Here is a 14308-nt window from a genome sequence, read left to right on the forward strand (position 1 = left end):
GGTGTGCGGGCGAGGCCCCGTGCGGGGCCTCGCCCAATGCGCCGCGATGCGGCGTGGGCGCGTTGTCTCAGCGCGCGCCGGGCGGCGCCACGGGCTGCCCCGGGACGAAGACCGGCGACGTCGCGCACCAGCCCCAGTGGTCGCAGTACCGCGGGGAGCTCATGACGACGAAATGCAGGATCGTCGCCACGGCCATGACACCAGCCGCGCCGAGAAACCCGACCCGACGCGCGTCGATGACCATCCACATCTTATGCATGGTGTTTGTTCCTTTCCCGTGCCGGCTTCAGAAGAAGCGCCAGTCGGGCGGGACCATCTGGCCGGTGTAGACCAGGGGCCTCCACAGCCAGACGAGGATATGCGCGCCCATGGAGGCGAAGACCGCGAAAACCCATCCCTGGACTACCAGGCGATGGACTTCGCGGGCTTGCTCCTCCGTCAGACGCGTGCGTGCTTCGGTCATTGGGAGACCTCCACAGTCGCCTTTCGGCGGTTACCGCGCATTTCCCGCGCGGCTGGGATCGGCAGGGCGGCAAGCCGCCCTGGTCGACGGGTGGCGCGCGCCACGACGGGCACGCGCGATGGGGTGCGGGGCGTCACGAGACGCCCTCCAGTTCAAGGCTGAGCGCCACGCGATCCGCGGTGACGCGGTCTTCCTGGGCCGCGCGCGCGTCGCGTTCGATGCGTTCGCGCAGGCGCTTGGCGGCCGAGATCCGCAACAGGAAGGGTTCGGATTCCACCATGCGGTCGAGCAGCGCGACGGCGTCCGGTTCCCAGCGTTCTGCGGGGCGCGCCGGAGTCGGTTCCACCTTGTCCATCTCGGTCGCGAGCGGAAGGATGTGGAACAGCGCATCGAACAGCGCGTTGCAGTATTCCTGCACGATGTAGGTCGCGCCGGCGTAGCCCATGAAGGGCGTGCCGGTGGCGCGGCGGATGATCGCGCCGGGGAAGGATGCGGGAATGTAGGCGGCGCGGCAGCCCGCTTCCTGCGCGTACATCCGTTCGTTGAAGGACCCGAAGATCACCAGCGGCGGCTTCGCCTTGATGGCATCGCGCACCGCCTGGTTGTCGGGCTTCGCACCAGGCATGCGCGAGAAGGAGAAGGCGCAGGGCACACCCATCTCGTCCGACAGGAAGCGTGTCAGGCCGCGGCTGTAGGTCTCGGTCGCGTGCACGCCGAAGGCGGCGGTGGCGAAGAAGTCCTGCGTGACCGACCGCCACAAATCCCAGATTGGCTTGATGGTGGTGTGCTTCTCGCGCTCGATGAAGGGCTCGGCATCGAGGCCCGTCAGCTCGCCCAGTTTGCGCAGGAAGTTGGTGGTGGCGAAGATCCCGAAGGGCGCCATCAGATACGGGCGCTCCAGCGTCTCGCACAGCCGCCGGCCGAATTCCCGGTACATGCAGATGTTCACATCGGCATCGGGCAGCTTGCCGATATCCTCGACATGGCTGCCGAGCGGGAAGACCAGGTTGATCTCGCAGCCGATCCCTTCGACCAGCCGGCGGATCTCCGCCAGGTCCGATGGCATGTTGAAGGTGCCGTAGATCGGCCCGATGATGTTGACGCGGGGCTTCTCGCCTTCCTTGCGCACGCGCGGCTTGATCTTGCCGCGCTTGGCGCCGAATTCCGTCCACAGCCAGTTGATGGCGCGGTCGGCGGACTGCCACTGGTCCTCGTCGATGGTGCGCGGGATGAAGCGCTGCAGGTTCGACCCCTGCGGCGTGACACCACCACCGATCATCTCGGCGATCGACCCGGTCACCACGACCGCGGGCAGGTCGGGGTCCTGCGTGGCGGCCGCGCGCTTCATCGGCCCTTCGGTGCCGGTCTGCGACAGCGCGCCTTCATCGAGGCCCGTCACCACGATGGGCAGTTCATGCGGCGGAAGTGCGTCGGTGTAGTGCAGCACCGCCGTCACCGGCAGGTTCTCGCACCCCACCGGCCCATCGATGATCACGCGCAGGCCGCGCACCGCGGAGAAGGCGTAGACGGCGCCCCAGTAGCCCCCTGCCCGGTCGTGATCGAGGACGAGCATGCTCAGCTCCCCACCGCTTCTTCGGCCTTGGCCTTCGCGGCGCGCAGCTTGCGCTGCCGCTCACGGAAGCCTGGCGGATCGGAGGGCTTGTCGCGGAAGCCGTAGCCGGCGCCATCGGGCGTGCCGACACCGTCGAAGAAGCCGACCATGCGCGACATGCGTTCGCGCTGCCCGGTCTGCGCCGCCACGATGCCCGCCAGCGACGCCGCGCCTGCCGGGCCGAACAACGGACGCGCGCTCACCATATTGGTGAAATAGAGCGCGGGGATGCCGAGCTCCTTGGCCTTTTGCACCAGCGGCGTCGTGCCGAGCGCCAGGTCCGGGCGCACATCCTTCATCGCCGCGAGATCCTGCTCGAGCGAGGCGCGGTACTGCACATGCACGCCGCGCGCTTCGAGCCACTCGCGGTCGGCATTGCTCCATTCCGTGCGCGGGCAGGCGGTGCCCACGTACGGCACCTCGGCGCCGGCCTCGACCAGCAGGCGGGCAACCAGCAGTTCCGAACCTTCGTAGCCGGAGACGGTCACGCGCGCCTTGACCGGCGCCGCGGCCAGCGCAGCGGCGATGGCCGGCAGGAAACGCTGCTTGGCCACGTCGATCTTCGCCTGCGGCAAGCCGGCCGCGGCGCCGATCGCATCGAGCCACGCCGCGGTGCCATCGACACCGACCGGGCCCGAGCCCACCACCGGACGCCCCGCGGCTTTGAATTCGCGGATGGACGCCGTGTAGAAGGGATGCACGGCGGCGGCGACCACGCAGTCGAGCGCCGCATAGAGGTCACGCCATTCGCGGCACGGCGTGGAGGGCGCCAGCGACAGCCCCATCGCACCCAGCATCGCGCCGACACCGGGCGGGTCGCCTGGGAACATCTCGCCGATCATCGCGACGGTCGGTTCGCCCTCGACCAGGTTGCGCGGCCGCGCCACCGCGCCGGCCTCGGCCTCGTGCCGGGCATAGCGCAGCATGGCACCGGCCAGCACATCCTTGGCTTCCGCATGCGTCGGCACGCCGAAGCCCGGCACGTCGATGCCGATGATCCGCACGCCGTCGATCTGCTTGGGCAGCAGTTCCAGCGGCACGCCGGAGGCCGTCGGTACGCAGAGGTTGGTGATGACCACCGCGTCGTAGTCCTCGGGCCGCGCCGTCGCGTGCACCGCGTCGCGGATGTCCTCGAACAGCTTGCCGGTGACCAGCGTCTCGGAATTGAAGGGCACGTAGCCCACCGTCCGCTTCGCGCCGTAGAAGTGGCTCGTGAAGGTCAGGCCGTACACGCAGCACGCGCTGCCCGACAGGATCGTCGCGACCCGCTTCATCCGCAGCCCGACGCGCAGAGACCCGAAGGCCGGGCACATGGATTGCGGCTGGTCGTGCGGACCCTTGGGGTAGTCGGCGGCCAGGCGTTCCATCGCCTCGCCCTTCCCGGCCGCCCGCGCGGCTTCCAGCATGGTCTCGCGACCGCCGTGGCAGCCACCGTCAGGCGATGCGGGAGGGAGTGCGTCCATCGCTCAGGCGCCCTCGTAGACCACTTCGAGCGAGGGCTTGGTGATGATCTCGGCGCCGCACATGTCTTCCATGGTGGCCGGGTTCAGCACCACGCCGCGGCCGACCGCCTCGCCCTTGAACAGGCCGAGCAGTTCCTCGTGCGTCAGGGGCTTCGGGCGCAGCGGCGGCGCTTCCGCCACCTGCACGCCGAGGGCTTCGAACAGCGCGCCCCACTGGCTGTCGGGCGTGCCGATGATCTCGTAGTTCGCGCTCTTGCGGCGGATGTCGTCATCCTGCGGGATGGCGGCCAGCACCGGGATGCCGGCGGCGGCAGCGAAGGCCGCGGCCTCACCGGTGCCGTCATCCTTGTTCACCACCATGCCGGCGACGCCGACATTGCCGCCGAGCTTGCGGAAATACTCCACCGCCGAGCACACGTTGTTCGCGACATACAGCGACTGCAGGTCGTTCGACCCGACGACGATGACCTTCTGGCACATGTCGCGGGCGATCGGCAGGCCGAAGCCGCCGCAGACCACGTCGCCCAGGAAGTCGAGCAGCACGTAGTCGAAGTCCCACTGGTGGAAGCCCAGCTTCTCCAGCAGCTCGAAGCCGTGGATGATGCCGCGCCCGCCGCAGCCGCGGCCGACTTCCGGCCCGCCGAGCTCCATCGCGAAGACACCGTCGCGCTTGAAGCAGACATCGCCGATCTGCACCTGCTCGCCGGCCAGCTTCTTCTTGGACGAGGTCTCGATGATGGTCGGGCAGGACCGTCCGCCGAACAGCAGCGACGTCGTGTCGGACTTCGGGTCGCAGCCGATCAGCAGCACGCGCTTGCCCTGCTGCGCCATCATGTAGGACAGGTTCGCCAGCGTGAACGACTTGCCGATGCCGCCCTTGCCGTAGATCGCGATGACCTGCGCCTGCTTCTTCACCTCGCCGACATGCACGGGGTCGGGCTCGATCGCGGCCTCGGCGCGCAGCGTGGCGGCCTGGTCGGCGGAGGGTGCGAAGCCGGTCGGGGCGTTCATGCGCAATCTCTCCAGTCGAGGACCATCTTGAGGCAGGCGGGGTCGTTGAAGGCCTGCGCATAGGCCTGGGGGGCACGCTGCGCGGCTTCCTGGTGCGTCACCAGGCCATCGAGGCGCAGCACGCCCCGGGCGATCACGTCGCGCGTGGCGCGCAGGTCCGCCTCCTGCCATTCGGCGGCGATGCGGATGCGCGCCTCCCGCATGAAGGCCGGCGGGAAGGCGAAGCCGATGCGGTCGCTGTAGAAGCCCGCCAGCACGATCTCGCCACCCGGCGCCATGCGCTGCACCAGCTGGTCGATGATGCCGGCGTCGCCGCTCACGTCGTAGATGCTGCGATAGTCGCGCCGCGTATCGAGGTCGGGATCGACCACTTCGTAGCCCTGCGCGCCGGCACGCCGCGCGGCGTCGCGTTCCCACACGACCGGCGCGCCGCCCTTGAGCACCGCGATGCGCGCCAGCAGGCGGCCGAGCACGCCATGCCCGACGATCAGCTCCGGCAGCCCGGCATGCGGCGCGGCCATCGCGTGCCACGCCGTCGCGGCCAGCGCGAGCAGCACGCCCTCGGCGCCCGTCGCGTCATCGAGCAGCACCGCGCGCTTGTCCGGCACCACGAGCCGCGCCGCGGCGCCGCCGAACAACCCACGCACATCGCCGAAGCAGCGCGCGCCGGCGACGAAGACGCGCTCGCCGGGCTGGCGCGTGGCCAGGCTTCCGGCGGAGATCACGCGACCGACCGATTCGTATCCCGGGACCAGCGGATAGCCCATGCCCGGGAAGTGCGGCATGCGGCCCGACCAGAGCAGGCGTTCGGTGCCGGTGCTGATGCCGCTCCATTCCACCGCGACGACGATGTCCTCGTCACCCGGCGGCGTCAGCGTAAGTCGGCTGAGCACCAGCTCCTCGGGGGCCTTCAGCAGGACTGCGATGGTATCCACGGCGGCCCTCCCAGGAGCAGGTTGTAAGTCAGCGTAAAGTGACGGTTTAAACTGTCAAGCCAAACTGACACGCACGACGGCATCACGCCGCTTTCCGCGCCAGCACCGCGCGCGTCAGCAGCGGCGTTGGCGTTGACAACATGCGACTTTCCGAGAAACCGGCGGTCGCGATCATCGTGCGGATTTCTTTTGGCGTGCGCGGTCGGCCACGGCCCATCGCCAACAGGTAGAAGCCGAAATACGCCTCGCCCATCGGTTCGGCGCCGCTGGTGCCGGCCATGGGTTCGGCCAGCAGCAATGCGCCGCCCGGCGGCAGCGCGGCATGGATCCGCCGCAGCAGGCCAAGCGCCACCTCGTCATCGTGGTCGTGCAGCACGCGCACCAGCGTCACCAGGTCGGCGCCCGGCGGCAGCGCATCCTGCGTGAAGTCGCCGCCGTGAACGTTTGCGCGCGCGCCGAGTCCCGCCGCGGCGAACCGCGCGCGTGCTTCCTCGGCCACGGCCGGCAGGTCGAACAGCATCAGATCGAGTCGCGGCGCCTCGGCCGCCACCGCGCGCAGGAACGCGCCATTGCCGCCGCCGACATCGAGCACGCGCCGATGCCGGTCGAACCGGTAGGCGGCGAGCACCTCCTCCGCGACCATCGGCTGGCTCGCGGCCATCAACGCCGTGTAGTCGCGGATGCGCTCCGCAGGCACGGCGCCGGGCGCGGCGGCGCCGGAATAGGCCCAGTAGTCCGACAGCGCATTGCCGCCGCGCGGCCGGCGCAGCATCGCGACCGGATCGGCGAGGTCGGCGTAGAGCATCGCGTGGTGCTCGACCATCGCGGCGATGCCGTCATTGCCGATCATCGCCGCGCCGAGCTGCCCGAGCGTCCAGGCGCCATCCGTGCGGCGCGCCGTCAGTTGCAGCGCGGCGGCGGCGGCCATCAGGCGATCGGTCGCCTCGGGCGACAAAGCCAGGCGTGGCGCGAGTCGCTCCGTCGTCAGCGGGGCTTCCGCCAGGATCGCGAACACCCGCAGCCGCACGCAGGCGAACAGCACCTGCGTGTAGACGAAGCCCGCGCAGAGATCGAACAAGGCGCGCGCACGACGCCGCGCGAAGGGTCGTGTCAGCGGGAAGCGCGCCGCCCAGCGCCGGAAGCCCGGCTTCGCCGCCAGCGCCTCGCGCAGCGCGCGGACACGGTCGACGAGCGAGACCCGCGGCGCCGCGGCCAAGGCATCCGCCCCCGACATGCGCTGCTCAGGCCGCCGCGAGCTTCGCCGGCAACAGCCGGCGCGCCTCTGCCAGGATCAGCCCGCGCAGCGCGGCCTGGCCGGGGCAGTCCGGGATCGACGCCACCGCGCCATCGGCCAGCATCGCAAGCCGCGCGACGGCGCCCTGCAGGCCGAACTCGATCACCGCGCTCGGTCGGCCGAGCGCCTTGTCGCGCCCGACCGGCTTGCCGATCGTCGCCTCGTCCTCGACCGCGTCGCGCAGGTCGTCGGCAACCTGGTAGGCCTCGCCCAGCCGGTCGCCGAGCAGGCGCCACGCCTCGGCATCGCCGGCACCGGCCGCCGCGGCACCCGCCACCGCGGCAGCGGCGAACAGCGCGCCGGTCTTCTGGCGCTGGTAGTCGGACAGGTTCACCGCCGGCTCGCATTCCCAGGCCTGGCCGGCGACGATGCCGAACGGCACGCCGACGCCATCGCCCACGGCGCCGATCACGTGCCCGAGCCGTTCCGGCGCGCAGGGCGCCGCGCGCGCCAGGGTCTGGAACGCCAGCACGATCAGCGCATCGCCCGCCAGCACCGCCAGCGGCTCGCCGAAGGCGCGATGAACGGATGGCTTGCCGCGCCGCGTATCGGCATCGTCGAAGCTCGGCAGGTCGTCATGCACGAGCGACGCGCAATGGAGCAATTCGATGGATGCGGCCGCCGCGCTGGACAGTCCCGGCCGGTCGTCGCCGCAGGCCATGGCGACCGCGATGGTCAGGCGCGGGCGGATGCGCGCACCCTTGGGGAAGACCGCGTGGCGCATGGCGGCGGCCAGGCGGGGCGGCGCGCCGGTGGCATCCGCCAGCAGGACGGCGTCGGCCAGCGTGCTCTCGATGCGGGTCGCGGGATCCATCATGTGGCCTTTCCCTCCGGCGTGGCGGGATGACCGGCCGCGGATCGATCGCGGCGCAGGTTCGTCATCACGCCTTGTCAACTTGGACTGTCAACTTTTTCTGACAGCGCCGTCAACGGCTTTCCTGCCGAGGTCCCTCCCCCTCGGCGCGTCCTCGCGCGGGGGCGCCGCAGTGGGCGTCGCGCGGCAGGACATCCAGCGGGGCCCCGTGCCTCGCCGTTCAGCCGCCCCGCGAGGATGCCGGGCCACGCCACCAGAGGATGCTGCGTTCGCTCGCGCTCGCTTCGCAGGCTCTAGCCTGTTGTTTTCCGAGCATCTTCACGCGGTCAGATGAGTCCATCGGAACGCGATCTGCTCCAGGCCGCGCTCCCGCGGCGTGGCAGCGGCGCGCTCGGCCACCGGATCTCGAAGATGCAGGCAGGATCGCCGCAGGCCTCGCAGGCTGTCTCGACCACCTGCGCCGCGGGCGCGACCAGCGCCCGGAACAGCCCCTGGAAGGTGGCCGCGTAGTAGCCGCAGACGGGCGTGGCGGCGTGGACACCGCGCGCGAGCGGACCGCCGGCGATGCTGAAGCGCACGGCACGGCCCGGCAGCACGGCGAAGCGGCCGCTGCCGGCAAAGGTCCAGGCATGGCGGCCGATCGCCCCCAGCAGGATGCGCGCGGCCCAGCGCGCGGGCAGGCGCGGCAGGACCAGGTGCATCACGCGCGGGATGCGATGCGCGAGCAGATACGCCGCCGTGCGACGCCCCGCATCGAAGGCGATCGCCGCCGCCTGGTCGGGCGGCACCAGGCCGCGCAGGGCCGCGTGCAGCGCCACGACCTCGGCTTCGTCCACCATGCGTTCGGGCGGCGACTCCAGCCGATGCGCCAATCCGGCGCGGGCGAACACCGCGCGGGTATCGGCGTGACCGCGCAGCGCGTCCAGCGCCTCGGCCAGTCGCGTGACGGCGTTGGGGCCGATGCGCGCGGCAGCGTCCGGCACGACGTCAGTCCCCCTGCAGCGTCGCCCTTTCGCGCGGCGCCGCGGCGGCGTCCATCTGGGCCTCGGTCAATTGCTCCGCGCCGCCGCCGCAGGCGCGGAGTTCGGCATTCGCGGCCGGCATCTTCACCTTCGGGCGATGCATGGTCTTCCACATCGCATTGTGCGGCGCGCGCGCCGCCTCGGCGCTCAGCGTGCGCGTCTCGTCGAAGTGGAAATCGACCTTCTTCTTCGATTGAGGCCCCCAGTAGCCGACCTTGCCGAGGTCGTAGAAGGTCCGCTGGAAGCCTGACTTCGCGAAGGCCCAGAGGCAGCCCATCATGTAGCGCCGCTTCACCTTGTCGCGGATCCACGGATAGCCCAGGAAAGCCTTGCGCATATAGAAGCGCCGGTAGTTGTGCATGGTGCGATCGAGCAGCGTGGCGCGGTCCATCGCGTCCGGCTTCATGATCGGCGTGACGAAATTGTACTTCGAGAAGTCGAACACCTCGACCTTGTCGCCCAGCTCCTTGAACAGGTCGTTGAACGGCCAGGGCGTGTACATCGCCCAGTTCGCCATGTCCGGATTCCAGTCGAGCGCCATGCGGTAGGTCTCTTCCAGGGTCTCCGGCGTCTCGTTCTCCAGGCCGACGATGAACTGCGCCTCGGCGACGATGCCGTTCTGGCGCAGCAGCTCGATCGCGCGCTTGTTCTGCGCGACCGTGGTCTCCTTGTTGAAGCGATCCAGCTTGAGCTGCGCCGCCGCTTCCGTGCCCAGCGAGATGTGGATCAGCCCGGCGCGGCGATACAGCGGCAGCAGCGCCTCGTCGCGCAGGATGTCGGTGACGCGCGTGTTGATGCCCCAGAGCACCGGCAGGTTGCGCTCGACCAGCGCCTCACAGAATTCGACGAACTTCTTCTTGTGGATGGTCGGCTCCTCGTCGGCCAGGATGAAGAAGCCGACGCCGTGGTTGCGCACCAGGTCCTCGATCTCGTCGACCACCTTGCGCGGATCGCGCACGCGGTAGTCGCGCCAGAATTTCCACTGGCTGCAGAAGGAACAGGTGAAGGGGCAGCCGCGCGCCAGGTTCGGGATCGCCACGCGCGTGTTCATCGGGATGTAGATGTAGTTCGACCAGTCGAGGATGCCCCAGTCGGCGGTGATGCGATCCACCTCCTTGATCGGCGGGCAGGCCGCGGTCGCCTTCAGGATCCCCTCGGCATCGAGGAACGCGACGCCCTTCACGCTGGCGCGTTCGGCCGGCCAGCGGCCTTCGTCGATGCAGCGCACCAGGTCGAGCAGCACCTGCTCGCCCTCCCCGCGCACCACCACGTCGATCCAGGGCGCCTCGGCCAGCACCTGCGGGTACATGAAGGTGCCGTGGATCCCGCCCAGCACGGTGACGGCGCCGGGGCAGGTCTCCTTCGCCAGCTTGAGCACCGCCTCCGCCTCGTAGATCGCCGGCGTGATGGCGGTGGCGCCGATCAGGTCGGGCTTCAGTTCCGCCAGGCGTTCGCGCACCTGGTCGTGCGTCAGGTGGTTCGTCATGGCGTCGATGAAGGTGATGTCGGTGTAGCCCGCCGCCTTCAGGAAGCCGGACAGGTACGCGACCCAGGATGGCGGCCAGTTCCCCGCGATCTCGGCGCCGCCGGAATGGTAGTTCGGATGAATGAGGACGATGCGCATCCCTGGCCTCCCGCCGCATCCCTCGCGGCGTGGAACAGGGTGCGGCGTGTCAGGCCATCGGCGCTTTGCGCTGTGTCAATCTGCACTGACAGTCGAGCGATTGAACGGCAGCGACCGCGGCGCGCCGTCCCGGTCGATCTGGTCCATCAGTTCCAGCGCCCAGACCAGGCGCGCGCCCCAGCCGCGCGGGATCAGGCCGCGCGGGCGCGGCGCGGCCGCCACGGCGTCGACCAGGTAGGTCGTGGCCTCGCAGGGCGGCGCCCCGGCGCCGTCGCGCTGCGCCACCAGCGCGCCGGCGGCGCGCGCCAGCAGCACGGCCTTGCGCCAGCCTGGCACCACCGCGCGCCGCGTGACGGAATCGAGCCCGTTGCGTTCCACCTCGCGCCCGATCTCGGCATAGATCACGCGGGCGGCGCCGATGCCGGCGCGGCAGTCGCGCGGCAGCAACGCGATGCCGGCCTCGGCGCGCGCATAGTGCCGGTCCGCCGCCGCCAGCAGCCGTGCGGTCAGCCGCCCGATCGCCGGGCTGAAGCGCGGCGCGGCCAGGAAGTCCTCGGGCGCGATGCCTTCCTCGCGCAGCCAGGACAGCGGCAGGAACAGCCGGCCCTCGCGCGCATCCTCGCCGATGTCGCGCGCGATGTTGGTCAGCTGCATCCCCAGCCCCAGGTCGCAGGCGCGCGCGATCGCGGCCGGCTCCCGCACGCCCATCAGCAGCGTCATCATCGCGCCCACCGTGCCGGCGACGCGCGCGGCATAGGATTCCAGCGCGGCCATGTCCTCGTAGCGCCGCCCGTCGGCATCCCAGGCGAGCCCTTCCAGCAGCGCCTCGGGCAGCGTGCGCGGAATGCCGAAGTGATGCACCACGGCCGCCAATGCACGATCGACCGGGTCGTCCTGCGGCCGCCCCGCGCAGGCGGCATCGAGCCGCGCGACCAGCCGCTCCATCGCGGCCTGCTTGTCGGCGCCCAGGTCGATCTCGTCATCCGCCACGCGGCAGAAGGCGTAGAGCGCGGCGGCAGGTGCCGCGATGCGGCGCGGCAGCAGCATCGACGCGGCGTGGAAGGACTTCGACCCGCCGGCCAGCAGCCGACGGCACGCCGCGAGGTCCGCCTCGGCGATCCGGAACCCGGTCATGCCTCCTCCTTCTCCATCCGCCTGCGGACGCGCCGCGTGCCGAAGAACACCGCCGCCGCGACCAGCGGCACGGCCAGGCCTGCCACGATGTCCTCGCGCAGCGGCAGGCGCGGCCCGGACAGCGCCTTCGCCGCATAGGCGATCAACCCGACGACATAGTAGGTGATGGCCGCGACCGAGAGGCCCTCGACGGTCTGTTGCAGCCGCAATTGCTGCCGCGCGCGCCGGTCCATCGAGGCGAGCAGCGCCTGGTTCTGCCGTTCCCGCGTGAGGTCGACGCGCGTGCTCAGCAACTGCGTCGCGCGCGCCACGCGCTGCGAGAGCATCTCCTGCCGATGCGCCATGACCAGGCAGGTGTTCATGGCGGGCGCGAGGCGCCGCTCGGTGAATTCGCGCACCGTCTGCAGGCCCTCGATGCGGCCTTCGCGCAGATCCTCGATGCGCTGGCGCACGATCTCGTAGTAGGCGGCGGCGGCGGCGAACCGATAGCGGTTGCGCGCCTCGCCGCTCTCGATCTCGGCGGCAAGGCGGGTCAGGCGATCGAGCAGCACGGGTTCGTCACTCGCGCTGCAGGCCACCAGCGCATCCGCGACTGCGGCGAGCTCGCGCTCCTGCGCGGCCAGCACGGGCGACAATTCGCGCGCCAGCGGAAACGCCAGCAGCGCCATCACGCGATAGGTGTCGATCTCGAGCAGTCGCTGCACGATGCGCCCGGCCTGGCGTTCCCCGGTGCCGCGGTCGAGCAGCAGGAACCGGCTGAAGCCATCCGGCTGGATGCGGAAGTCCGTCACGGCGGTGGCGCGCCCGCCGCTGACCTCGGCGCCGACCAGGTGATTGCCCGCGAAATGCCGCAGCGACAGCGCCGCAAGGTCGAGCGGCGCGCCGTCATCGGGCAGCAGCGCCACCTGCTGCGCGGCGATCACGCGGCCCTGCAGCGCGGCGAGCCAATCCGCCGGCACCGCATCGGTCGCCGGCGCGGCGAAGGGATCCGCCGCGCCGCCCGCGGTGATCAGCATGAAGCGGCTGAATTCGGTGTGCCGTTCCCACTTCAGCCGGAACGCCCCGAGATCCGCGCTGTAATGCGCCGCGCCATCGGCCGGCACCGGCGCGCCGAAGCGCCGCGCCAGGTCCTGCACCGCCGCCAGCGCCTGGTCGCGCGGCGCACCCTCCGGCGGGATCAGCGCGAGATGCGCGATGCGGCAGGGCGGCACCAGCGCCTCGGGCGGGCGCGCATGCACCTCGTCGTTCAGTTCGACGCGCAGCGGGTGGAAGGGCGGCAGGGTCACGGTGCCGCCATCTCCGGCTGCAGCGCGCGCAGCAGCATGTCGGCGACCATGTCGGGACGTTCCTCATGCGCGAGATGACCGAGACCGGGCAGCGTGGCGATGCGCGCGCGCGGCAGGATCTCGATGATGCGGCGCGCCTTGGCGGGAGCGATGGTGCGGTCGTTGGCGCCGACCACCAGCAGCAGTTCGGCGCGCAGCCGCGGCAGGTCGCGCAGCAGCGGCCGCAGGTCCCAGTTCGCCATCATGCGCAGCGCGCCCGACAGATGCCCGGCCCGGCGGAACAGCCGCGCATAGAGATCGACCCCGCGCGCATCGATCCGCGAACCGGTATCGCGCAGCAGACGCTCGGCGACCGCGCGGTTCGCAGCGCGCCAGGCGAACAGCCGCGGCACGAAGGGCAGCCCCACCAGCAGGCGCGCCGCGCGCGTGAAGAAGGCGGCGTGCTCCTCGCCGAGCGGCGTCAGCGCGCCGTTCAGGCTGACCACGGCCAGCGGTGCGATGCGGCCGTCCAGCGCCATGCGCAGCGCCACCGCCGCGCCGGCCGAATGCCCCGCCACCAGCACCGGCGCGACGCCGAGTGCATCGATCAGCGCATCGACCAGCCGTGCCATGCCGGGCAGCGTCAGGCCGGGATCGGCGGGCATGCCGGTGAAGCCGTGCCCGGGCAGGTCGGGCGCCACCACGGTCGCATGCGCCGCCAGCAGCGGCAGCACGTCGCGCCACGAATGCGTGGCCGCCGCGGTGCCGTGCAGCAGCAGCACGACCGGCCCCTGCCCTGCCACCTGCACGTGCCAGTCGATGCCGCCGGCGCGCAGGAAGCGGCTGTGCTCGCGGTTGGGCCAGTCGCGGCCGTCGATCGGCCAGGCGGGGCGATCGGTCATGTCAGGCGGCCGCGTCGCGCACCGCGACCGACAGGCGCGCCGCATCGGCCATCGGCAAGGGCAGGTAGCGCGCACCCATCGCGGCGGCCAGGTCGCGTGCGAAAGGCTGCGGCCGTGGCGCGGTATCGACCAGCAGCGCCGGCACGGCGGCGATCCGCAGCGGCTTCGCCGCATCCAGCGCGTCCGCCTCGGCCTGTGCGCGCCCACCGGTGCCGTCGCGCGCGACATTGGCGCGGCCGTCTGTCAGCAGCACCAGCAGTGGCGTGCGACCGGCGCGGCGGCAGGCATCGACCATGCCGCGCGCGGCATCGAGCCCGGCGGCGAGCGGCGTGCCGCCGCCGCCCGGCAGCCCCGCCAACGACCGCTTCGCGCGCACCAGGGATGCGGTGGGCGGCAGCAGGATCTCGGCGGCGCGGCCGCGGAAGCCGATCAGCGCCACCTTGTCGCGGCGCACATAGCAATCCGCCAGTAGCAACTCCACCGCGCCCTTGGCTTCCGCCAGCCGATGCATGGCCGCGGAGCCCGACGCATCGACCACGAAGATCGCGGTGGTCTCCTGCGGCGCATCGAAGCGGCGCAGGCGGATATCCTCCCGCTTCACCACCAGGCGCGGCCCACCCGCACGCTGGCGAAGCCGCTGCCAGGGTGCCGCGGCGCGCAAGGTGTCCACCAGCGCCAGGCGCGCGCCGGCGCGCAGCTCGCCCTGGCGCGTGCCGGCCGGACGGCCCCGCAGCGGCGTCGCGTGGCGCGCGCCGGCGCGGCCATCGGG

Annotated in this window: 14 protein-coding genes; all 14 read right to left on the reverse strand. The window is 71.4% G+C overall.

The window, feature by feature from the left end:
* Positions 1–67: 67 nt before the first annotated feature.
* Positions 68–259, reverse strand: coding sequence for a hypothetical protein (locus LQ222_RS19240; protein ID WP_230168463.1), 192 nt, complete (start codon positions 257–259; stop codon positions 68–70).
* A 27-nt stretch (positions 260–286) separates the two neighbouring features.
* Positions 287–463 (reverse strand): light-harvesting protein, encoded by a 177-nt coding sequence (locus LQ222_RS19245; RefSeq protein ID WP_230168464.1) that lies wholly within the window; start codon positions 461–463, stop codon positions 287–289.
* 133 nt (positions 464–596) lie between these two features.
* Positions 597–2036 carry a chlorophyllide a reductase subunit Z gene (gene bchZ, locus LQ222_RS19250; RefSeq protein ID WP_230168465.1) on the reverse strand — a complete coding sequence of 480 codons (1440 nt, stop codon included), beginning with the start codon at positions 2034–2036 and terminating at the stop codon, positions 597–599.
* A gap of 2 nt (positions 2037–2038) precedes the next feature.
* Positions 2039–3538, reverse strand: a complete 1500-nt coding sequence (gene bchY, locus LQ222_RS19255) for a chlorophyllide a reductase subunit Y (protein WP_230168466.1) — start codon at positions 3536–3538, stop codon at positions 2039–2041.
* A gap of 3 nt (positions 3539–3541) precedes the next feature.
* A complete protein-coding gene (locus LQ222_RS19260; RefSeq protein WP_230168467.1) occupies positions 3542–4549 on the reverse strand; it encodes a chlorophyllide a reductase iron protein subunit X in 1008 nt (335 codons plus the stop codon).
* Positions 4546–5484 (reverse strand): chlorophyll synthesis pathway protein BchC, encoded by a 939-nt coding sequence (bchC, locus tag LQ222_RS19265; RefSeq protein WP_230168468.1) that lies wholly within the window; start codon positions 5482–5484, stop codon positions 4546–4548. Before bchC ends, LQ222_RS19260 begins: the two co-directional genes overlap by 4 nt.
* A gap of 82 nt (positions 5485–5566) precedes the next feature.
* Positions 5567–6718: an acetylserotonin O-methyltransferase gene (locus LQ222_RS19270; RefSeq protein ID WP_230168469.1), complete on the reverse strand. Its 1152-nt coding sequence runs from the start codon at positions 6716–6718 to the stop codon at positions 5567–5569.
* A 7-nt stretch (positions 6719–6725) separates the two neighbouring features.
* Positions 6726–7592 (reverse strand): polyprenyl synthetase family protein, encoded by an 867-nt coding sequence (locus LQ222_RS19275; RefSeq protein ID WP_230168477.1) that lies wholly within the window; start codon positions 7590–7592, stop codon positions 6726–6728.
* A gap of 326 nt (positions 7593–7918) precedes the next feature.
* Positions 7919–8575 carry a bacteriochlorophyll 4-vinyl reductase gene (gene bchJ / locus LQ222_RS19280; RefSeq protein WP_230168470.1) on the reverse strand — a complete coding sequence of 219 codons (657 nt, stop codon included), beginning with the start codon at positions 8573–8575 and terminating at the stop codon, positions 7919–7921.
* 4 nt (positions 8576–8579) lie between these two features.
* On the reverse strand, positions 8580–10238 hold the full coding sequence (gene bchE / locus LQ222_RS19285; protein ID WP_230168471.1) for a magnesium-protoporphyrin IX monomethyl ester anaerobic oxidative cyclase: 1659 nt from the start codon (positions 10236–10238) through the stop codon (positions 8580–8582).
* A 75-nt stretch (positions 10239–10313) separates the two neighbouring features.
* Positions 10314–11372, reverse strand: a complete 1059-nt coding sequence (locus tag LQ222_RS19290; RefSeq protein ID WP_230168472.1) for a phytoene/squalene synthase family protein — start codon at positions 11370–11372, stop codon at positions 10314–10316.
* On the reverse strand, positions 11369–12658 hold the full coding sequence (locus tag LQ222_RS19295; protein ID WP_230168473.1) for a DUF3422 family protein: 1290 nt from the start codon (positions 12656–12658) through the stop codon (positions 11369–11371). The genes LQ222_RS19290 and LQ222_RS19295 overlap by 4 nt, the downstream gene beginning before the upstream one ends.
* Positions 12655–13539, reverse strand: a complete 885-nt coding sequence (gene bchO, locus LQ222_RS19300; RefSeq protein WP_230168474.1) for an alpha/beta fold hydrolase BchO — start codon at positions 13537–13539, stop codon at positions 12655–12657. The genes LQ222_RS19295 and bchO overlap by 4 nt, the downstream gene beginning before the upstream one ends.
* A gap of 1 nt (position 13540) precedes the next feature.
* On the reverse strand, positions 13541–14308 hold a 768-nt coding region (locus tag LQ222_RS19305), incomplete at its 5' end, for a VWA domain-containing protein (protein WP_230168475.1).

Source organism: Roseomonas sp. CECT 9278 (assembly GCF_918698155.1).
GTDB lineage: Bacteria > Pseudomonadota > Alphaproteobacteria > Acetobacterales > Acetobacteraceae > Neoroseomonas.